This window comes from Weissella cibaria KACC 11862 (assembly GCF_000193635.1).
GTDB lineage: Bacteria > Bacillota > Bacilli > Lactobacillales > Lactobacillaceae > Weissella > Weissella cibaria.
This window is the reverse complement of record NZ_AEKT01000013.1, coordinates 1-18706: the sequence shown is the minus strand read 5'-3', so window position 1 is coordinate 18706 and position 18706 is coordinate 1. Positions and strand designations below refer to the sequence as shown.

The following is an 18706-nucleotide window of genomic DNA, read 5'->3' as shown; positions in this document are numbered from 1 at the left end:
AACCCTACACATTTGTTTCATCGAAACGATATTCAGTTTTCAATGACCTACTTAGTCGCCTTGACGACTTAACCTATATTACAGAAGATGATTTCAATTGTCAACAACCAATTTCATTTCTGTTTCACATCGTTTTCGCAGATATTTCATATCTCCGTTGACGACTTGATATATACTACACGCTTCTTTTGTAATCGTCAACACTTTCTTTAAAACAAATTTTGCAAACAAAAAACGGTGACAATCGCCACCGTTTTAACCAGCTATTTTTACAATGTCTAATAATAGGAGGACTTGTCTGATAATAACTGGTGTGACCAACCATGTTCTCTCCGGCTCTCCTATATACGTACTCTATCACGACTAATAGGCCCCTGCAAATGACGCATTACTTACCGTAATGTAAATCACGTGCGACAGTCCGCTGAACCTCGGCAATCGTTTCACTATGAAAGTCGCGATGATCCAACACCATCCGCTTAGTCATGTCACGTGGCGCTTGGTAGAACATCCACGGCCACTCAGATTGCATCTCAAACGACGCTTGCCCCACTTGGAACCGATCGCGAATTGCCGTAGCATTTCGCCATTCATCAACTAAAGCAAAAACAAATGGACCAAACTCTCCTTGGCTACCATCAAGATAGGTCTCCCAGTCACCAACAACCAAAGTCTCTGGATCATGGTCAACGGCATTTCGAATCAAAACCTGGTCATCCCCAGTCGTCACCGCATAATAAGTCCGGTCATCCTCATCTGTTAATCGTGGTAACGAGTCATAATTCAATCCCAACCGTTTCGCTAACTTTTGCGACAACGCCACGCGAACGTGTTGCGCAGGCACGTCACTATCTTGCGCAACAATATGTAATTCAGCTAACTCGTCCGCAATTGTAACTGTCGTAAATTCGTAATACATCAATGTCCTCACTTTCTGATTTAGTTCGCCAGTGATGTAAAAATACGTCCAATCATCTTAACCATCGTACCAAATACATCTTTACCTAATAGTTGAAACCGAGTACCCATTGGTAATTGTCGGTTCGTCTTAAAGAAATGGATCAAGCCGCCAATTAAACCAATTACTAAACCAGCTAACGCTAACACAATAAAAATCAACACAATTACTTGCAAAATCATCATCATTTTTCTATCACTCCCTTTAAGTCTCTCCATTATACCAACAGATTAAGGCATAAAAAATAGGCAACTCGATTAACAATCAAACTGCCTCATCATTCTTATTTCACTTTTGCGGCGTAATAGCCTAACAGTAGCGCTACGAACACAATCAACGCCATTCGTCGATTATCATGGTACAAAAACATATCAACTAACGCATAGACAAACAGTGCGACCGCAATGACAGTCATACCCAACTTTAACGTACTCTTTTTCATCTCGTCTCGTTTACCCTTCCTCAGCATAGCGAATTGTTGCATCACGGAGGTAGCTCGCAAATTGTTGATGACCCACCTCATACTCAAACGCATCTTTAAAATCCGCAATATAACTTTGGCGAATCGTTGGGTGACCCCAAGTTGGGCGCCAGTCTAACCGGTAGATACCATCCGTTAGTAGCACGTCGTAACCTGGAAACGCCATCCGCAACACTGACAACGTTTTGTTCGTCACTGGAAACTGCTTCACAAGGAGCGGATGCGCATTGGTGGCAGGGTCAACCGCTTCAGTCATCGCAACCGCACTGTCAGACGAGCCAATAAACACCAGTCGGCGCGACGCATCGGTCATAAACGTACCGTCCGTTAACGAAATACCGTCAAAGACAGCCGCCTTTAACAATTCCGGTCCCCAAAATTCAATCACCTGTTGTTCATCCTGCATACCAAGTGTGCCTCCTAACGCAAAAAACCTGACCATCGTTGATCAGGTTTTCATTATAGCGTGAATTTAAACTAATGTCTTGGCCAAGTAGAAGCTACCTAAAATACCAGCGTCATCCCCATTACCCGCTCGAACCAAGTAGTCATCTAAGTTCGGCACCGCCAAATAATCTGACAGTTGTGCCGCAAACGACTTGCGGACAAGCGACATCAAGACATCGCGATGTGGTACACCGCCGCCAAAAATGATTTTTTCTGGTCGCAAAATCGTAGTATACGTCACGGCCGCCTGAGCCAAGTAAAATGCCTCAAGTTGCCAGGCTGTGCTGTCATCATCTAACAAATTAGCGGGTTGACCCCATCGTTCAGCCATTGCCGGTCCAGACGCGACACCTTCTAAACAGTGATTGCCGTGGAATGGGCAATGTCCTTTATACGTGTCCATTGGGTGCTTATTCACCATAATGTGGCCCGCTTCCGGATGCGAAATACCTTGCAGTAATTGACCATTGGCCACAATGCCGGCGCCAATACCCGTGCCAACCGTCAAATACAGAATGTTGTCGTTTTCCTGACCAGCGCCTGATACGAATTCGCCCCACGCTGAACCGTTCACATCCGTTGTCCAATAGTATGGTATATCGCGCCATTCGGTCATGGCGCCCAAAAAGTTGTACCCTGACCAACCACGCTTGGGCGTTGCCAGCACATAACCATATGTGCGACTGGCTGGATTAACATCGATTGGTCCAAACATTGAAATACCAATCGCAACAATATCCTGATATTGATCGAAAAACGCTTGAATCTGACTCATCGTCTCAGCTGCGTACGCCGTCGGAAAACTTTCCCGTGCAACGACCGTCTCTGGATGTGCCGCATCGGCTACAGCCACCACAAATTTGGTACCGCCACCTTCAATTGCCCCTAATAGTGCCATGATTATCCCCCAAATTGATATCATTTTTACCTGTTAAGCATAGCACAAATTGCCTCTTGATGTAAGCGCTTTCTTTGTATAGTAAAAAGAAAGGCTGCCTCGGTAGCATTACCACCAAAACAGCCAAATCAATCACACTTATTTTGCTTGGGCCATGACTTCCGCCCACGTGATGCCCTGACCATACAAGTCATCATAATCAATCGTCTTGGCATCGGCTAAATCAACCCAACGTGCTTGGTGATTTAACTCGTTAATGATGCCCAGAAACTTATGTCCGTTAATGGTAACGATGCCCTTAGTATTAAGATCGACACCTTCCGGGACGGCATTGTCTGCCTGATACACACGCCGGTAACTTGGTCGCACGTGCGTCACCGAGACGTCCTTCGTTGTGCCATCGTCATACCAATCGTTGGGGTCATAACCACTTTGCGCTGTTACAACTGCCTTTTTCTGCTTGAAATTTGCGTGCGACCGGCGCCGTAACACTTCAAACAAAGCAAACGCCACTGCGGCCACAACAATTAAAATGAACTCAATCATGATAAGCCTTCTATATCTTAATATAAATCTACACAGAAATTGTAGGCTCATTCTCTCAGAGATTCAAGCTATTAGGCTAGATAATCTACAACTGCGTGCATTGACGTTTCCCATAACCCTTGGCCATCTTGCCCGTCGACATCTTGGTTCTTCACCTTCAGCAGGTGGTTACCGTTATAAACAGCGCCATCGGTAAAGTCAACTCCCGGTGTACCCAAAGCTAACTTAACCAGGCGTCGCGCACTCTTAGCTGGGCTAATTGTTCCCAAATATTTCAGTGGTGTCTGATAGAGCCAGCGCATCACAGTATTCGATTCACTCGAAAAACTCGTCCGGACGACTCCCGGATGAAACGCAACCGCATGTAGTTGTCCTGGATAACGACGCACTAATTCACGGGTGAATAAGATATTTTCGTACTTCGCATATCCGTACGCTTTTTCCGACGTATAGCTTTGGACCACGTTGAGATCATTCACATCAAATGGTGCCCCAAACAGATTAGCCGCGATACTTGACGTTGCGATGACTGTCGCGTGATCCGCCAACAATTTATCGAGCAACAGTTGGGTCAATAAAAAGGCGCCTAAGTGATTAACCTGAAACGTCTTCTCGAAACCATCGGCCGTTAATGTCCGCTCGCCCATGATACCGCCGGCATTATTCGCCAGCACATCAATATGATCATACTGGCGTAGCTCGTTTGCCAGACGTTGCACATCGGCAAGTTTCGTAAAGTCCGCCAAGTGGTATGGTATCTTAAGCGCATTCGCGACAGCTGCCGTCTTTGTTGGCTTGCGTCCGACAATGATGACTCGGTGCCCTAAACCAACTAATACTTTTGCCGCAGCAGCACCAATACCGTCACTACCACCAGTAATTACAATTGTTTTCATGAGTATCCCCTATCGTTTTGAACGCTTTGCCTCGTCAATAGCCTCTTCAATTGCCGTAACCATAACGGCCTTTTTCATATTAATCTGTTTTGACGACCGCACCTGCTTAATCTTAATTTGCTTGGTCAAGTGCCAACGCTCCGTTGTTGCTGTATACAGACGCTTGCCGTTGTTATCCGTAATCCGATAACTAGTTGCGAATAAATGGAATGGATTCCGCCGCGATTGGCCAACGACATCCCCTGCTTTATCCAAAAACTGGTACTGATGGAAGAACAAGGCCCACACCTTTTCGCGCAGTGCGCCATCATACGTACCGTCGGCCGTCGCGAAGACACCGCCGCGTGCGATTGACAACGCTAATAGTCGCCGAGACTGGTGTTCACGGTAAGCCACGTCACCAGCTGGTGTCTCAAGCGCCAACGTATCACCAAACGGGTGCCAAAAATCGCCCGTCAACGTGCCAACTGATTTACCAGCTACCCGGACATCGTACGACGTCGATAACCGGAAGAATTTCTGCACCAGCGTCACTTCCTGGGCTTGTTCCAACGTTGTGTCTAATTGTTTAATCCGTTCGGTTGCCTGATCAGCCGCCTGAACGTTGCCAGTCGTGAACAGTATCACCGCTGTCACAGCTGCCAAACTTAATCCTAGTCTTTTCAATTGCATCCCTCACAATCTGATTTGCCTACCAGTATAAGCATTTGCAAATGAAAACACCATAACAAACGCTATGGTGTTACCGGTTATTTAATCTTGCTGATCTGTTGCGTCATCAATCAACTCAGTCATTGGTAACAATTTCAAACCTGGATCGGCCACTTGTAGACTAGCCTTGAAGGCTTCAACTTGTTCTGCTACTTGTTGCAGAACGCTATCATATTCGCCTTGTAAGCCTGACACTTTAAATTGTTTACGGGCCATCAATTGTTGCTGAATCGTTTCGGCAGCCATGCCGATACCAGCAACGGCGGCGTCAACCGCCAAACCTTTCGCAACGCCCGACCCCCGTTTCGTCGTGCCTGTGCTGTTAGTTTTCTTCCGTAACTTGGCTGCTTGTGAAATCGCCATTTGCCCCGCTTGCAACACAACTGCTCGCTTAGTTGCGTTGCTAATCGACTTTCCGGCCGGATTAGTGGCCAACTTCACGTAGTTGGTTGGCGTCACCACTGATAACTGCACGTCATGCACCAATTCCGCATCAAATTCAAACTGTTGCGTCGCTTCATCGGTCATAAACGCCACGACCATATTACGCATGGCTTCATTAACATCTGCCACCAATTGTGTTTCAAACCGGTGCGCCACAATGTTGAATTCACTCGTTGAAATCGTATTCGCTTTATACAATTCCGCTAGCTGTGCAATCGCGGCCCGCCGACTTTGCTTCATCGCTTTGAACGGCAAGGCCAATTTACGATTAATCGTCATGTTTAACCGTGTATCCGTCGCCCGTTGTTTTACATCATCTCCCAAACGCTGAGCGCCTCGTTTTACTGCCTGCAGATTTTCTGTCAACTTTGCCATGTTCAATTCCCCCAAATTGCTTTACATTCATTATACCGGAAATTTGGTGGCGACCATACATTCTTCACCCAAACTTGTTACAATGAAGTCACTACGAAACGAGGTACCGTTATGATTATAGTTACTAATGACACCCAACCGCGCCGTTTATCAATGGCGCGGTTTTTATTATGACGGTCTTCTTTCGCCAATGTCGTCACCATTTAGTCCCCCTCCGAAACTGTTAACCCTGTTGCAATTCCTCTATAAACTACAAATGAGGCACCGGCGCACCGGTACCTCACAAGATAGTTTTATTGTAGCATGAAAAATTTTGTTCAGCAATTAATTTTCAGCCATTTGCCAAAATGTCAGTTCATGCTGATACGACGTCGCGTAAATGCCCGCATAGTCAATTGTCGCTGACTGGCTTTGCTGTAAGAGTTGCGCCACGGTTGCCCAGCTCCAGGTAACCGCACTTTGATAAGCATCCCCCACATAGTACGCCACCCAGTCTGTGTATCCACTGGGGGCTACACCCGCTTGGGCTAATTTTTGCGCAATCAGGCCGTACGATTCCGTACAGGGTAATAACGCTAACATGCTAGCTAACGGATCACCTAGTTGCACCGTCTGATCAAGATGCGCCAAATATGCCAAATTATGGGGTGCCGGATCAATCTGCTGAAAACGCTCACTAGGTTGCAACCCTAAATGAGCATCTTCCTCATCGGCTGTCACAGCGGCTCGACGCCGTAACGTCGGTGGCAATTGTTGCATCGTTTGCGCAAGTAACGCCTCAAAACGCCCCACGTAATGGGCATCTTGGGCAACATAGTAATCCCGGCTCGCCTGGCTCAAGTCACCCGTGCGAATGCCTTGCACGAACGGGGTCGCCATAATCTCCGTCAACCATTTCGTTTGAATTTGTTCGAGCTCTGCTTGCTTCATTCTGCCATCCCCCATAATCTGGTCATCTCCTGTACAACCGTCGTGGCATCAGGAGCCTGACTTAGCAAACTGACCACCGCAACACCATCTAGGCCCGTCCGAGCCAGCGCTGGTAACGTTGCTAGACTGATACCACCAATCCCGACGGTTGGCAAATGGTGTTCATTATGGGCTAACACGGTCGTTAAACCGGCCAAGCCCAACGGATCGGCAGCATCCGCTTTCGTCGTCGTGGCAAAAATTGGCCCGACCCCCAGATAATCCAGTCCGGCCACTGCTTGTGCGGCCTGCATTTCATCCACATTACGCACCGACAGACCAACAATCATCTCGGGTGGCGTCTCCGCAATCACCGTCCGAATATCACGGTCATCTTGGCCAACGTGGATGCCATCCGCCCCAATTGCTAGCGCAAGATCGACATCATCATCAATAAAAAATCGGACATTAGCAGCCTTGGCGGCAGCTTGTAATCGACGCGCTAACGCCAAACGGGTGGCCGAATCTGTCAGCCCAGCCCCTTTTTCCCGGAACTGATAGGCAGTAATCCCGGTTTGCATCATCGCCACAATTTTGGCTTCATATTCCGACAAGGTCAATGTTGGAAAGTCCTGTGAGCCAGCTACAAAATAGCGTTGTAAGTCATCTTTATTCATCCCGTCACCCAATGATTCAATGGTCCGTGTCCATGACCGACAGCAATTGTTTCTGAAATCGCTGCTGTCATAAACCGCTTGGCATCTGGCATCAACGCAGCTAGTGTTTCACCCTTAGCCAAATGCGCTGTGATATACGCCGACAATGTATCGCCGGTGCCGTGGGTACGGTTCGTTGCCACCCGCGGCGCCCGGAGCCAGAACCCCGTCCCGTCGGCTAGTGCAACATAGTCTGCCACTTCATCTGAGCGACTGTCAGCCAAATGGCCACCCTTTAAGACGACATTTGCTGGTCCGAGGGCCCGTAAATCATGCGCAGCCGCCACCATCGCGGTTTCCGACGCAATTGGCCGGTCAAGTAATACACTCGCTTCCGCTAAATTAGGTGTCATCACCGTCGCCAGTGGCAGTAATTCGGCAACCAACACAGCCACTGCGTCATCCGTTAGTAATGGCGCGCCACCTTTAGCGACCATGACTGGGTCAACCACCACAAATGGGATTTGGGCTTGCGCCAAATTATCCGCCACCGTTTGGACTCGTTCCGCATCAAACAAAGCACCTGTTTTCACCGCTTGAATCGATAAATCTGCTAACACACTATCAAACTGGGCAGTCACAAAGTCGGCTGGGGTGGGCAAAACAGCTTGTACGCCCAACGTATTTTGCGCGGTTAAACCCGTGATAATCGACGCTGCATACACGCCTTGGTTATGAAAGGTTTTCAAATCGGCATTAGCCCCGGCACCACCACTGGCATCAATGCCCGCAACTGTCATGACTTGTGGTACGTCAATCATGCGATCACCTCCGCTTGGGCCATTTGGTACAGTACATCAAACAAGGTCGCAACAAACGTGCCGGGTTGATTAGGCCCCTGTGCAGTTGCTTGTTCCCCAGCTTGGCCCAGCACTTGCGCAGCAGTCTCACCAGCCAACAGATAATCATCGGTCACGGCGACAAACGCGCCAACCATGCCACTTAACATATCGCCGGCACCGACATTCACCGCCAGCAACGGTGAATTGGTTGTCACTTGGCGAGTTAACTGACCATCGGTAATCACATCAATAACGCCTGTTTGCACAATCGTGGCGCCTGTTTGTTGGGCTGCGTTCACGGCATTTTCCACATGGGCGTCAGTATCATGGGCATCAATTCCTTGGCCCGCCACAGTCACTCCAGCAAACCAGCCGATTTCAGCCGCATTGCCTCGAATGACATCGACTTTAATCACGTCTAGTAAACGCGTCACAAACTGCGCCCGGTACTGCATCCCCACCGCCACCGGATCCAAAACAACAGGCTTGTGTTGCCGGTTAGCCGCTTGCCCAACCGCAACAAATAGTGGCCAGCGGGCTTCCGATAAGGTACCGGTATTCAACACGACAGCATCGGCGATGGCCACCAGTTCTTCGGCTTCGGTCACCTCATCGGTCATTAATGGGGATGCCCCCAATACATTAATTGCATCGGCAACCCGTTGCATGGTTACCAAGTTCGCCACATTTAATACCAGTGGCTGTTGTTCACGGATATTGGTCAATAACGTTGTCATCATTCCTCCTAGAAACTAAAAAATCGACCAACCCGCGTAACAAAAAACGGATCGATCGATTTGAAAGACATTCTAGTCGGTCTACCATCTTCCCTACGCAAGTCTTAACTCAACAGGTTCAAAGGGTCCGGTTTCCCGTCTCAGCCAAATGGCTCCCCTAGTGGTGAATATTTAATTCTTCTTTAGTCTAGCAGAAGTTGCGCAAAAAACAACCAACGCTTTGCTGTTGTACCAACTGATTTTTTGCTAGACTGAGCATAAGGAGGCGGTATCATGACATTATTATTGGGGATTATCATGCTCGGACTCGGCTTATTAGAGATCGTGCTGTCAAAGCGTTCGGTCAAAACCTACGAAAAGGTGGCCCGCCCGACTGACTCACCATTTAAACTATTGGGGTTTGGTTACGGTTTTTACATTGGCATCGTCATTGCACTTTTGTCACTCGGTCCCATCATCACCGGGATTATGCAACTCATTTAACGATTAACAGGCTGACCTAGCGTCAGTCTTTTTTACTACATAAAAACCCGTCAGCCACCACAGCCAACGGGTATCCCGACGTATCACGGCGCACACTAATCCCAAATTAGTGTGACGCAGCCATTCCATTGTTTGCATCGTGCTTATGCGACGCCACCTTTGCTGACACCACGTCAGCAACATCTTCATCATTCTCATCAATCTTAAAGATTGTCTTGTAACCAGCAAATGAAACCGCTGCGGCAATCAAGCTAAACAAACTAAATAGAAATGTCATCATGATACGAACCCCCTTAATATCGATGCGTTCCTTTTTCCCTTGTCATTATAATAACCCCCTGGCCCCTGTATTAGCGGATATGGTTGCAAATTGGCCTAGTTTGCGACAGTTTTAACAATCACCGGCCATTCTTACCAAAAACAAGCCAAATTCAGCTCAATTCCGGGACGTTTCTTACTTTTTAGCACAAAAAGAAGCGAACTAACACAACCTTTGTGTCAGCTCGCTTCATAATGTGCCGGATTTTCCGGATTTACTTCAAATTCCAAGCGGGGTACTGTGAATTGCCAAACAACTTTTTAATTTCAGCCTTGGTGGCCTTGGTTTGGTATACCTTCACAATTTGCTTATACACCTTCTTATTAGCCTCCGTCTTACGGGCTGCAATCAAGTTAATGTACGGATCAACATTTTTCTTCAAATTTTGCGTTAACAAAATATCCTTGTCCGCTAACTTGGCATCGTGGGCAAAGTTACCGTTAATCACCGCTGCATCCGTAGTCTTCAAGGCTGAGACAGCTTGACCAGCGTCAACTTCCTTGATGTTCAACTTCTTGGGATTCCAGGTAATATCCTTCGCTGTTGGATCGGTCACCTTGGTGTTGTACTTGATCAACTTGGCTTGCACCAGGACATTCAAGGCACGTTGCTCGTTCGTCGCATCGTTTGGCACCGCGATTGTGGCCCCTGACTTGATGTCACTCAGCTTGTCGGCTTTCAACGAGTACAACCGCATTGGTACAATTACCGTCTTACCAATCGACGTCAACTTGCTACCCATTTTCTTATTCTGATCATCAAAGAAAATCCTGGTTTGGAAGGCATTCAAATCCAAACTCCCATCGACCAACGCCTGATTTGGCTTCACATAGTCATTGAATTCCTTCAACTTAATCGTGATGCCATACTCTTTCTTGGCGCGTTGCCCGATGTTTTCCCACAATTCGCGGGCCGTATCCCCGACCACACCCACTGTGACCGTCTTATTATCGGCTGCCAACACACCTTGTTCTTGGGCGGCGACGCCAACCCCGGCCGTAACCAACGCACTAGCCACTAACAAACCCAACTTCACTTTATGCATAAAATATCCCCTGTTAACTATTTACTTCAACGTAATATCCCAAGCTGGTAGCTCGGCTTGACCCCATTCAGACTTCAAGTAAGCCTTAGTGGCCTTGGTCTGGTAAGCCTTCACCACTTCCTTGTAAATCTTCTTATTTGCGTGCTTCTTTGACGCTGCAATCACATTAATCCATTCAGCTGACTTCTTGTTAACCGGCTCAACATAAATAGCCGAGCTCAACTTAATCTTGGCTTGTTGCGCGTAGTTGGTATTAATGACTGCGCCAGCCTCAGACTTCAAAGCCGTTGGTGTTTGCGCAGCATCGACTTCCTTAATCTGCAAGTTCAACTTGTTCGTCGCAATATCCTTCACCGTTGGCAAGGCCACATCCTTCAAGGTAATTAAGCCAGCTGATTGCAACAGAATCAATGCGCGAGCTTCATTCGTGGCATCATTTGGCACCGCAATATTGTCACCCTTTTGGAAATCCTTAGGTGACTTGTGCTTCTCAGAATACAAGCGAATTGGCGTGATAATCGTCTTACCAATTGCCTTCACAGAATTACCGTTAGAGTGGTTCCAGTTGTCAAGGAAGTAGTAGTGTTGGAACGCGTTCAGGTCCAATGAACCATCTGCCACTGCCTTGTTTGGTTGGTTATAATCCGAGAATACCTTCGTCTTTAGCGTAATGCCGTATTCCTTCTTAGCCGTCTTGGCGACCGTCTTCCACAAACCAGCATCCTGGGTACCCACAATTCCGACGGTGACCGTCTTTGAATCTGCACTGGCCGTCACGGCTGGCAAGGCCACTGATCCGGCCAAAACAGTTGCTGCAATTGCTACCCCAAACTTCAATCCATTTGTCGTCATAATAATTTTCTCCTATCTCCTAATAACCAATTAATCTGCTAATTCAGCGTAAACATCATCAAAGCGTTGCTTAATGTAGGCCGCCGACTCCGTTAACTTTTGTTGTTCACTGTCCGTTAATTGCAGTGAGGCCTTATGTAATACCCCAGCACGTCCCACGACCACGGGGTAAGACAAGTACGTTTCCAAATCCGTTTGATAGGTTGAAACCGGCAAGACTTCATGTGAGTCTGAGAGCACCGCTTCAACCAAATGGATCGTGGCACTTGCAATGCCGTAACTGGTAAATTCCTTACCCGCATAAACGGTGTACCCACCACGGCGGGCTTCATCTTCCAAGGCATCCAAATCCAAATCGGCGTCATCACCGACTAATTCACCATGGACGCGGACCGTTGACCAAGCCGTGAACTGCGAATTACCGTGTTCACCCAAGTTGTAACCGCTCACCGACTTGGGATTCACGCCCAACGCAACGCCAACCGCCCGTTGCATCCGCGCCGTATCCAGTAACGTCCCACTACCGATAACCCGATTTGCTGGGAACCCAGTAAAGCGTTGGTACAAGGCCGTGATGACATCGACTGGGTTCGTCACCACCACTAAGACGCCATGGAACCCAGATGCCACAATCTTATCGGCAACCCCACGCACCTGTTGCTTGGTGAATTGCAGTTCAACAAAGCGATCACCAGTCGCCTGACCGGTCTTTTGTAATGAAATTTGTCCCAGCGTTGAAATGACAATATCCGCATCATTCAACGCTTGCCAGTCATTCACCACAATGTGAACGTCATACTTCAAATTCGCTGCCGCATCTTGAAAGTCCAAGGCCTCTGCTTCCGCTTTAGCGCTGTTGGTATCGATGAAAATTAATTCATCTGCGCCATTCGTGGTTACCAACCCGTGCGCAATGGCGGCCCCGACGTGTCCTAACCCAATAATTGCAATCTTACGTGCCATATGAATATCCCCCTAAAAATAACCTAGTTTAATCTGTAATAAATGCGGCAATCCGCGCGACAGCCGTTTGCAAATCAGCTAACGAAGCCGCATAACTCAACCGAATGTAGCCGGCCCCGCCAATCCCAAAGGCGGATCCTGGAATAACCGCGACCTTGCCTTCCTGGGCAAGCGCCAAACTAAAGGCCACGTCATCTTGCGCCAAACCATCTGGAATCTGCGCAAAGACATAAAAGGCCCCGGCTGGTTGCGGAATCGCAAAACCAAGTTCGCGTAACGCCTTTACCAAGTAATCACGCCGAGTCGCATATTCAGTCTTCATCGCCAACGTATCTTGGCGCCCAGCTTCAGTACCCAGTGCTTCCGCAGCCCCGGCCATCGCTGGATTCGAGGCTGACGTCACCGCAAATTGGTGAATCAAGCCGACCGCACGAATTAATTCCGTTGGGCCCACCACAAACCCAATGCGGTAACCCGTCATCGCGTGTGACTTCGATACCCCGTTCAAGACCAACGTTTGGTCGGGCAAGTACTGGGCAATCGAGGTGTGTTGTCCGTCATAAACTAACTCTGAATAAATTTCATCCGCAATCACTGTAATGTCCGTCCCACGTAAGACATCTGCCAACGCCGATAATTGTTCCGACGTGTAGGTTGCCCCAGTTGGATTTGATGGATAGTTCAGCACAACCGCCACTAGTTGATCGCCATAGGTGTCAATCGCGCCCTGTAATTGGTCCGGCGTGAGCAAGAAGTCCGTCGCCGATGTATCCACATAGGTTGGTACGCCACCAGCTAAGACCACCGTTGGGTCATACAACGGGAAGTTCGGCGCCGGAATCAAGACACGGTCGCCAGGATTAACAACGGCGGTAATCGTGTCGTAAATCCCTTCTGTGGCCCCCAACGTCACAATGACTTGTGAGTCAGCATCATATTGCAGGTTGTACCGGTCAGCTAAGAAGTGCACCGCCGCTTCCCGCAACGCTTGCGTCCCAGCGGCCGGTGCGTAATGTGAATCATCTGCTAAAATGCTGTCGATCGCTGCTTGTTTAATGTGGCTCGGTACATTGAAATCTGGTTCGCCCAGCGTCAATTTCAAAATATCAGCCACATCACTAATCTGTGCATCGAATGCTCGAATCGCATTGGGTTGAATCTGTGTTAAGCGTTCATTTAAACTCATCGTCTACCTCCCTAAAACTTACGGCCAGGGTTCAAAATACCGGTCGGATCAAAAACGGCTTTAATTTGTTGTTGTAGTGTTTGCACTGCGGGTGACAATTGCTGGGGCACCCACTTCTTTTTAATCGTGCCAATCCCGTGTTCCGCACTGACCGTGCCACCGATGCTAATCACAAAGGGCAATAGCTCATCAATGTAGGCCTGCGTTTCCGCGGGTAAAGCACCATCTTTGCTTTCTAAAATGATATCTGGATGCAAATTACCGTCGCCGGCGTGACCGAGCAGCAATAACCGTTGACCATGCTTAGCGGCAATCGCTTCCGCTTGATCGGCGACAATTGCTAACTGCCCTAATGGCACGGCAATGTCTTCCACAATCAAACGGCCATATTGCGCACCGGCCGCAAAGATGTCTTGGCGAATTTTGATAATAGTTGCGGTACGGGCTGGGTCCGACGTGACGTCAATTGTCTGAGCGCCGGCCTTACGGAGTAGGTCATCAACCAAATCCAACGCACCGGCTACAGCAACATCAAGTTGAAAAATCAGCAAGGCTTGTTCGCCACGCCCACCTAAATCAATACCTTCATACTCATCAAGCGCTTCAATCGACACCCGATTTAGAACTTCTAACATTGACGGATTAACACCACTAGCTTGCAGTACTTGCACGGCATGCGTTAATGCGTGCACATCCGAAAAGGTCGCTAAGCCCGTCACAGTATCGCCAAACGGAATTGGTCGGAGACGCACGGTGGCTTCAACGACCACCCCAAGCGTACCTTCCGAACCAATGAACAAGTCGGTTAAGTCATAACTGGCATTGTTCTTAAATGTGGCCCCGCCGAGTTCTAATAAACGACCGTCGGCGAGGACAACCTTGAGACCCAAGACATTTTCACGGGTTGTGCCGTACTTCAACGACGCCATCCCACCTGCGTTTGTCGCGATATTGCCGCCGATGGTACTAATTGGCTTCGAACCTGGGTCTGGCGCGTAAAAGTAACCGACTTCACGAGCAGCTTGATCCAGGTCGCCGTTCAACACCCCGGCCTCGACTACCGCCGTTTGATTTTCTGGTTGCAACGCCACAATGTGGTTGAGGCGGGATAGATTCAGAAGAATGCTCCCGTCCAAACCGGCTGCTCCATTCGCAATTGACGTGCGGGCACCCTGCGTCACAACCGGGATATGATGCGTCGTCGCAAATTGCAACGTGGCTTGGACGTCCGCCACCGAAGTAGCAAACACCACTGCGATCGGTTGCCCCTCAGCTGCTGTTTCTTGGGTATAGGGATTCAGCCGGTATTCTGCAAGCACAGGCGGCTCGGTGACCACCTCACCATCTGGTAATGCTAATGTTGTTAAATCTGTGCTCATACTTTCCTCCAAATAAAAAACGTCCCGTCGCAGCACAATTGTCTGCAACGGGACGACTCATCATCGTGTTACCACCCGAATTCTGCCCAAAATCACCTTTGGACACTTATCAAGTACGCGCTAAAAAGCGGTGATACTCTAGCGCGATAACGGGCGCACCCGGAAACGACGTTCATCATCATCGTTTCAACCCACTCCAAGGCCATATTCACCAACTAAGTTGATTGCTTCACACCCTACGCAACTCTCTGAACAACTTAGGCTTGGTTACTCACCTCTTCTTCGTTGCACTTATTGTAGTCACGTTAAAATGAAAAGTCAATAAGTTTATTAGAATCGTTCTCATTTAATTTCCGAACACTACCCCGGGTACCCTTTTCAGGCCACTGATACCGGGGGTTATGCTAATATATGTCAGTTCCTATTTGGCAGCCACCGCGCTGCAACACGTGCAATCCCTGGTCCACGTTAATCCCGGCAGGAGGACAGACAATGGCAAGTGCTTTTAACAGTGCCGATATCGCGGCGAAGAAACAAGAATTGGGTTACCCCGCTGATACATCAAACTTGGCTTACATTCAAGCCAGCCACAAATTAGAGGACGTCATCGCGGCGTTCAACTCGTTCACGGGTAAGAACTATGTGGTCAGTTTTGAACCAACGGGCTTGTTGTTCATGGGGTTGACGCCACTAAACCAATTTAACGGCAATGATCAATTCGTGGCGTTAACTGAGATTGGTGCCATCGCCTACCGCGACGAAGCGGTTTTCAACGGTCACGAAATCAGCGACGCTGAAACGTTGGTTTTGGATTCGCTAGCTGGTGAACACACGGAGCACCAATTGTACACGTCATTGTCGATGGCCGACTGGGTCGCTACGGATGTGGCGAACGTTAATGCGATTATTGATGGGTATAACCAGGTGGGTTAATTGTTTTGGGTATAAGTTAAGGGGATGCATCTTGCGGTGCATCCCCTTTTTGGTGTGTCTTTAATTAAAACGGCAACGTTATTGCCACATTTTTGCGTTTTCACGAATTAAATCGTGTGAGTCTTTAATTGTTTCAATCATCATATCTGGAGATTTTGCCACCTTCGTACCGTAAAACTGCACAAAACCAGCAGTCACTTTAGATATTTTTGAAAACAGGCGGTTTGCCATAATGACTTTCGCTGGGAAATAATATGTTAGTACGTCAGCCATGGCATCGTCGGTCCACTGACCAGGTACTTCACGATGATATATATACATCATTTCACCCGTCGCTTCTAAAATATTTTCAGCATCCTTATCTTTGGCAACGAGTGGCTTTTCTTGCCAAACATCCGATGTTAAGTAATCTGTAATTAACACTTTCATCTGCTCATCAACTTCAGCAGCCACTTCATCGCTGTACTCCGGCTTATCCTGGAATAATCCGTTATCTTCAAAGAAATCCATCATTTTACCCCCGTTTGCTTATATTCACAATTATACCGGAGTTTCAGCCAATCAAAACCCGAGGCACCATTTTCTTCAAGGTTTTGTCGTACTTTATCCACAACAAAAGGTGCCCATAACTTAATGCAGGCGCCTTGATTTAAAGCATTTTTAACGTGACTTCACGTAAGCATCAACTGCCACAAGTGCGTTTGCAACATCTTCAGCCGTGACTTCAAATGGCATTTGGTGGATTGTCTCACCTTCCGCCGTCGCTTGGACACCAATCTTCAATAGATCTTCACGAGAAGCATTCTCTAAATGCATTTCTGCCAAGGTCGTGGGCAAACCTAACTTCTGATAGAAATCAATGTACTTATTCAGCGTCTCAGCCGTTTCGTTTTGCAAAACCAACTGCGTCAACGTACCGTACGCTACCTTTTCACCGTGGGTTAAGTGGTGAATATCACCCGTCAATGCTGTGAAACCATTGTGAATTGCGTGCGCTGCGGCTAAACCACCTGATTCAAAGCCTAACCCTGATAATAGGGTATTCGCTTCAACAACTGATTCCAGAGCTGCCGTAACGACCCCTTGTCGGTTGGCTTCAATTGCTTGCAGGCCGTAGTTGAATAGCGTTTCTTCCGCTTTCTCGGCAATCGCGACAGCGGCCAACGTTTGCTTACCACCAGCCATTGTGTCACCATGCTTCTCACTCACAGCCTTTACCTCAATCAAAGTTGCCATTGCATCCGCAATTCCTGATGCCAGATAGCGAACTGGTGACTTGGCAATAACATCCGTATCGACCATCACTAATTCTGGATTCTTTTTGTAGAATAGGTAACTCTCAAACGCTCCATCATCTGTGTAGATAACAGACAAAGCTGAAGTTGGTGCATCCGTTGACGCCAGCGTTGGCAAGATGACCACAGGTAAGTCCGCTTCATCTGCGATTGCCTTTGCAGAGTCAATTGCCTTACCACCACCTAAACCAAGTACGACGTCACTCTGGTTTTCACGGGCAATCTCGACCGCACGGGCAATTTCTGAGCGTGATGCTTCTCCTTGAAAGGCAACCCGAGTATATGACATGCCGGCTGCTTCCAAATTTTTAGCAAATATCTCGCCAACAGCCGACCATGTGTGATTACCAGCTAGCAACAAAGCATTTGATCCCAACTCTTTAATGTGTTCTATCCCCGTTTCCAAAACATGTGCCCCTTGCACATAACGTGATGGACTTGCAAAAACTCGTTCCATGGTTATTCCCTCCAAAGTTCAACTTGTGATTTTGTTCACATTTATTATAGCACTTAAAACACTAATTAAGTTAGTCGAATTACAGTACAAAATATCTCCGTTTTATCAAACTGGAAAATCAAATAGAACAATTAGTTCCCTTTTTGTCAACTCTTTCGTCCAAAATACAGTAGACTAAATATTAGGTTTAACTGTTAAAAAAGAAAAGAGATGACTCCTGCAAAAACGATATCGAACACATCTAACATTTCAGTCAATTTTCTAAGGAGATACTAAATGGCATTAACAGAAGAAGACGTACGTATTGCTTATGCTGCAAGTAAGATTACAACTGGTAACAACCGTTCAAACTCTGGACGTGTTGCACTTTGGCTAGAAACCTCAGTTGATGATGTGAACCAGATTATTGATCAATATTCACTTCCTATCAAGAAGACGGCGGCAATTTCGCACTTTTAGCTTCTGATTTTTCTCAGAAATAAGTACTTGATGACAAATATAACGGGCCAAGAAATCACTTTCGATTTCTTGGCCCGTTATATTTTTCTGATACCACTCACCTCAACGAACCGCTTCCTAATATTTTTTGTTCTTCACAAGTGCCTGCATGAACATTATGTCATCATAGGAAACTTCCATTGTTCCGTCATCTTCAGTTTTTCGATTTGTCAAATACCTATTCAAGAGCCAGAAATTCAGATAATAGTCACTTGTTGCAAAATATTGTTTGTACGAATAATCAACATCGTGGTCAATTCGATTTTGTATAATGCTCATCAACCTTTCTTCTTGTAACTGTGATGTGTTGGGAATTGATTTTTCTTCGTCTAATTCTTCAAAGTCCAACAAAAACTTCACCACCGCTCTTAATACATCTATGTCTCCATCAATCAT

At 47.5% G+C, this 18706-nt stretch carries 25 protein-coding genes, 1 riboswitch and 1 other annotated feature; of the genes, 3 read left to right on the top strand and 22 right to left on the bottom strand.

Translation table 11 applies throughout. The features are described from left to right. Positions 1-388: 388 nt before the first annotated feature. The 13 genes from ESE_RS0102380 to thiM all read right to left on the bottom strand — a co-directional run bounded on the left by ESE_RS0102380 (position 389) and on the right by thiM (position 8903). A complete protein-coding gene (locus tag ESE_RS0102380) occupies positions 389-919 on the bottom strand; it encodes a hypothetical protein (protein WP_010370645.1) in 531 nt (176 codons plus the stop codon). A gap of 20 nt (positions 920-939) precedes the next feature. Further along, positions 940-1146: a hypothetical protein gene (locus ESE_RS0102375; RefSeq protein WP_010370643.1), complete on the bottom strand. Its 207-nt coding sequence runs from the start codon at positions 1144-1146 to the stop codon at positions 940-942. A gap of 95 nt (positions 1147-1241) precedes the next feature. After that, complete coding sequence (locus ESE_RS12335) at positions 1242-1400, bottom strand: hypothetical protein (RefSeq protein ID WP_010370640.1); 159 nt, start codon at positions 1398-1400, stop codon at positions 1242-1244. Positions 1401-1410: 10 nt separating this feature from the next. Further along, positions 1411-1845 carry a hypothetical protein gene (locus ESE_RS0102365; RefSeq protein WP_010370637.1) on the bottom strand — a complete coding sequence of 145 codons (435 nt, stop codon included), beginning with the start codon at positions 1843-1845 and terminating at the stop codon, positions 1411-1413. Positions 1846-1911: 66 nt separating this feature from the next. Beyond that, entirely contained in the window at positions 1912-2784 is an 873-nt protein-coding gene (locus ESE_RS0102360) for an ROK family protein (protein ID WP_010370634.1), read from the bottom strand. Positions 2785-2922: 138 nt separating this feature from the next. Then, positions 2923-3330, bottom strand: a complete 408-nt coding sequence (locus ESE_RS0102355) for a hypothetical protein (protein ID WP_010370630.1) — start codon at positions 3328-3330, stop codon at positions 2923-2925. 71 nt (positions 3331-3401) lie between these two features. Then, positions 3402-4226 carry an SDR family NAD(P)-dependent oxidoreductase gene (locus ESE_RS0102350; protein WP_010370625.1) on the bottom strand — a complete coding sequence of 275 codons (825 nt, stop codon included), beginning with the start codon at positions 4224-4226 and terminating at the stop codon, positions 3402-3404. A 9-nt stretch (positions 4227-4235) separates the two neighbouring features. Continuing rightward, positions 4236-4898 carry a hypothetical protein gene (locus ESE_RS0102345; protein ID WP_010370622.1) on the bottom strand — a complete coding sequence of 221 codons (663 nt, stop codon included), beginning with the start codon at positions 4896-4898 and terminating at the stop codon, positions 4236-4238. 81 nt (positions 4899-4979) lie between these two features. Further along, on the bottom strand, positions 4980-5756 hold the full coding sequence (locus ESE_RS0102340) for a hypothetical protein (protein WP_010370620.1): 777 nt from the start codon (positions 5754-5756) through the stop codon (positions 4980-4982). A 324-nt stretch (positions 5757-6080) separates the two neighbouring features. Beyond that, positions 6081-6686: a TenA family protein gene (locus ESE_RS0102335; protein ID WP_010370617.1), complete on the bottom strand. Its 606-nt coding sequence runs from the start codon at positions 6684-6686 to the stop codon at positions 6081-6083. Then, positions 6683-7342, bottom strand: a complete 660-nt coding sequence (thiE, locus tag ESE_RS0102330) for a thiamine phosphate synthase (protein ID WP_010370613.1) — start codon at positions 7340-7342, stop codon at positions 6683-6685. Before thiE ends, ESE_RS0102335 begins: the two co-directional genes overlap by 4 nt. Beyond that, a complete protein-coding gene (thiD, locus tag ESE_RS0102325; RefSeq protein WP_010370611.1) occupies positions 7339-8142 on the bottom strand; it encodes a bifunctional hydroxymethylpyrimidine kinase/phosphomethylpyrimidine kinase in 804 nt (267 codons plus the stop codon). The genes thiE and thiD overlap by 4 nt, the downstream gene beginning before the upstream one ends. Beyond that, entirely contained in the window at positions 8139-8903 is a 765-nt protein-coding gene (gene thiM / locus ESE_RS0102320; RefSeq protein ID WP_237342672.1) for a hydroxyethylthiazole kinase, read from the bottom strand. Before thiM ends, thiD begins: the two co-directional genes overlap by 4 nt. A 70-nt stretch (positions 8904-8973) precedes the next feature. Next, positions 8974-9069: riboswitch (TPP riboswitch) on the bottom strand. A gap of 104 nt (positions 9070-9173) precedes the next feature. Between thiM and ESE_RS0102315 the strand changes: the two genes are divergently transcribed. Continuing rightward, positions 9174-9383, top strand: a complete 210-nt coding sequence (locus ESE_RS0102315) for a hypothetical protein (RefSeq protein ID WP_010370603.1) — start codon at positions 9174-9176, stop codon at positions 9381-9383. A gap of 106 nt (positions 9384-9489) precedes the next feature. Here the strand turns inward: ESE_RS0102315 and ESE_RS12330 are convergent, their stop codons facing one another. The 6 genes from ESE_RS12330 to ESE_RS0102285 all read right to left on the bottom strand — a co-directional run bounded on the left by ESE_RS12330 (position 9490) and on the right by ESE_RS0102285 (position 15127). Further along, complete coding sequence (locus tag ESE_RS12330) at positions 9490-9663, bottom strand: hypothetical protein (RefSeq protein WP_010370600.1); 174 nt, start codon at positions 9661-9663, stop codon at positions 9490-9492. 253 nt (positions 9664-9916) lie between these two features. Beyond that, complete coding sequence (locus tag ESE_RS0102305) at positions 9917-10747, bottom strand: MetQ/NlpA family ABC transporter substrate-binding protein (RefSeq protein WP_010370598.1); 831 nt, start codon at positions 10745-10747, stop codon at positions 9917-9919. Between the two features lie 21 nt (positions 10748-10768). After that, positions 10769-11599: a MetQ/NlpA family ABC transporter substrate-binding protein gene (locus ESE_RS0102300; protein WP_010370596.1), complete on the bottom strand. Its 831-nt coding sequence runs from the start codon at positions 11597-11599 to the stop codon at positions 10769-10771. A 30-nt stretch (positions 11600-11629) separates the two neighbouring features. After that, positions 11630-12562: an L-lactate dehydrogenase gene (locus ESE_RS0102295; RefSeq protein WP_010370593.1), complete on the bottom strand. Its 933-nt coding sequence runs from the start codon at positions 12560-12562 to the stop codon at positions 11630-11632. Between the two features lie 28 nt (positions 12563-12590). Further along, positions 12591-13748 carry an aminotransferase class I/II-fold pyridoxal phosphate-dependent enzyme gene (locus ESE_RS0102290; RefSeq protein WP_010370590.1) on the bottom strand — a complete coding sequence of 386 codons (1158 nt, stop codon included), beginning with the start codon at positions 13746-13748 and terminating at the stop codon, positions 12591-12593. A gap of 11 nt (positions 13749-13759) precedes the next feature. After that, on the bottom strand, positions 13760-15127 hold the full coding sequence (locus tag ESE_RS0102285) for an FAD-binding oxidoreductase (protein WP_010370587.1): 1368 nt from the start codon (positions 15125-15127) through the stop codon (positions 13760-13762). A 45-nt stretch (positions 15128-15172) separates the two neighbouring features. After that, positions 15173-15419: a binding site (T-box leader), on the bottom strand. A 200-nt stretch (positions 15420-15619) separates the two neighbouring features. On the opposite strand from ESE_RS0102285, the gene ESE_RS0102280 reads away from it, so the two are divergent. Then, positions 15620-16060, top strand: a complete 441-nt coding sequence (locus ESE_RS0102280) for a hypothetical protein (protein WP_010370584.1) — start codon at positions 15620-15622, stop codon at positions 16058-16060. Positions 16061-16138: 78 nt separating this feature from the next. Here the strand turns inward: ESE_RS0102280 and ESE_RS0102275 are convergent, their stop codons facing one another. Then, entirely contained in the window at positions 16139-16573 is a 435-nt protein-coding gene (locus ESE_RS0102275) for a hypothetical protein (RefSeq protein WP_137636378.1), read from the bottom strand. Positions 16574-16720: 147 nt separating this feature from the next. Continuing rightward, a complete protein-coding gene (locus ESE_RS0102270; RefSeq protein WP_010370577.1) occupies positions 16721-17812 on the bottom strand; it encodes a glycerol dehydrogenase in 1092 nt (363 codons plus the stop codon). Between the two features lie 276 nt (positions 17813-18088). Here ESE_RS0102270 and ESE_RS0102265 point away from each other — a divergent pair, with 276 nt between their 5' ends. Further along, positions 18089-18271 (top strand): hypothetical protein, encoded by a 183-nt coding sequence (locus tag ESE_RS0102265; protein WP_010370575.1) that lies wholly within the window; start codon positions 18089-18091, stop codon positions 18269-18271. 117 nt (positions 18272-18388) lie between these two features. Here ESE_RS0102265 and ESE_RS12230 read toward each other — a convergent pair. Then, the coding region (locus ESE_RS12230) for a hypothetical protein (protein ID WP_010370573.1) at positions 18389-18706 on the bottom strand (318 nt) is incomplete at its 5' end.

Coding starts and splice junctions, on each gene's coding strand:
- ESE_RS0102300 (WP_010370596.1), bottom strand. CDS start 11,599: ATGACGACAAATGGATTGAAGTTTGGGGTAGCAATTGCAGCAACTGTT.
- ESE_RS0102340 (WP_010370620.1), bottom strand. CDS start 5,756: ATGGCAAAGTTGACAGAAAATCTGCAGGCAGTAAAACGAGGCGCTCAG.
- ESE_RS0102315 (WP_010370603.1), top strand. CDS start 9,174: ATGACATTATTATTGGGGATTATCATGCTCGGACTCGGCTTATTAGAG.
- ESE_RS0102275 (WP_137636378.1), bottom strand. CDS start 16,573: ATGATGGATTTCTTTGAAGATAACGGATTATTCCAGGATAAGCCGGAG.
- ESE_RS0102365 (WP_010370637.1), bottom strand. CDS start 1,845: ATGCAGGATGAACAACAGGTGATTGAATTTTGGGGACCGGAATTGTTA.
- ESE_RS12335 (WP_010370640.1), bottom strand. CDS start 1,400: ATGAAAAAGAGTACGTTAAAGTTGGGTATGACTGTCATTGCGGTCGCA.
- ESE_RS0102350 (WP_010370625.1), bottom strand. CDS start 4,226: ATGAAAACAATTGTAATTACTGGTGGTAGTGACGGTATTGGTGCTGCT.
- ESE_RS0102265 (WP_010370575.1), top strand. CDS start 18,089: ATGGCATTAACAGAAGAAGACGTACGTATTGCTTATGCTGCAAGTAAG.
- ESE_RS0102290 (WP_010370590.1), bottom strand. CDS start 13,748: ATGAGTTTAAATGAACGCTTAACACAGATTCAACCCAATGCGATTCGA.
- ESE_RS0102375 (WP_010370643.1), bottom strand. CDS start 1,146: ATGATGATGATTTTGCAAGTAATTGTGTTGATTTTTATTGTGTTAGCG.
- ESE_RS0102270 (WP_010370577.1), bottom strand. CDS start 17,812: ATGGAACGAGTTTTTGCAAGTCCATCACGTTATGTGCAAGGGGCACAT.
- thiE (WP_010370613.1), bottom strand. CDS start 7,342: ATGAATAAAGATGACTTACAACGCTATTTTGTAGCTGGCTCACAGGAC.
- ESE_RS0102305 (WP_010370598.1), bottom strand. CDS start 10,747: ATGCATAAAGTGAAGTTGGGTTTGTTAGTGGCTAGTGCGTTGGTTACG.
- ESE_RS0102335 (WP_010370617.1), bottom strand. CDS start 6,686: ATGAAGCAAGCAGAGCTCGAACAAATTCAAACGAAATGGTTGACGGAG.
- ESE_RS0102280 (WP_010370584.1), top strand. CDS start 15,620: ATGGCAAGTGCTTTTAACAGTGCCGATATCGCGGCGAAGAAACAAGAA.
- ESE_RS0102285 (WP_010370587.1), bottom strand. CDS start 15,127: ATGAGCACAGATTTAACAACATTAGCATTACCAGATGGTGAGGTGGTC.
- thiM (WP_237342672.1), bottom strand. CDS start 8,903: ATGATGACAACGTTATTGACCAATATCCGTGAACAACAGCCACTGGTA.
- ESE_RS0102295 (WP_010370593.1), bottom strand. CDS start 12,562: ATGGCACGTAAGATTGCAATTATTGGGTTAGGACACGTCGGGGCCGCC.
- ESE_RS0102355 (WP_010370630.1), bottom strand. CDS start 3,330: ATGATTGAGTTCATTTTAATTGTTGTGGCCGCAGTGGCGTTTGCTTTG.
- thiD (WP_010370611.1), bottom strand. CDS start 8,142: ATGATTGACGTACCACAAGTCATGACAGTTGCGGGCATTGATGCCAGT.
- ESE_RS0102380 (WP_010370645.1), bottom strand. CDS start 919: ATGTATTACGAATTTACGACAGTTACAATTGCGGACGAGTTAGCTGAA.
- ESE_RS12330 (WP_010370600.1), bottom strand. CDS start 9,663: ATGATGACATTTCTATTTAGTTTGTTTAGCTTGATTGCCGCAGCGGTT.
- ESE_RS0102345 (WP_010370622.1), bottom strand. CDS start 4,898: ATGCAATTGAAAAGACTAGGATTAAGTTTGGCAGCTGTGACAGCGGTG.
- ESE_RS0102360 (WP_010370634.1), bottom strand. CDS start 2,784: ATGGCACTATTAGGGGCAATTGAAGGTGGCGGTACCAAATTTGTGGTG.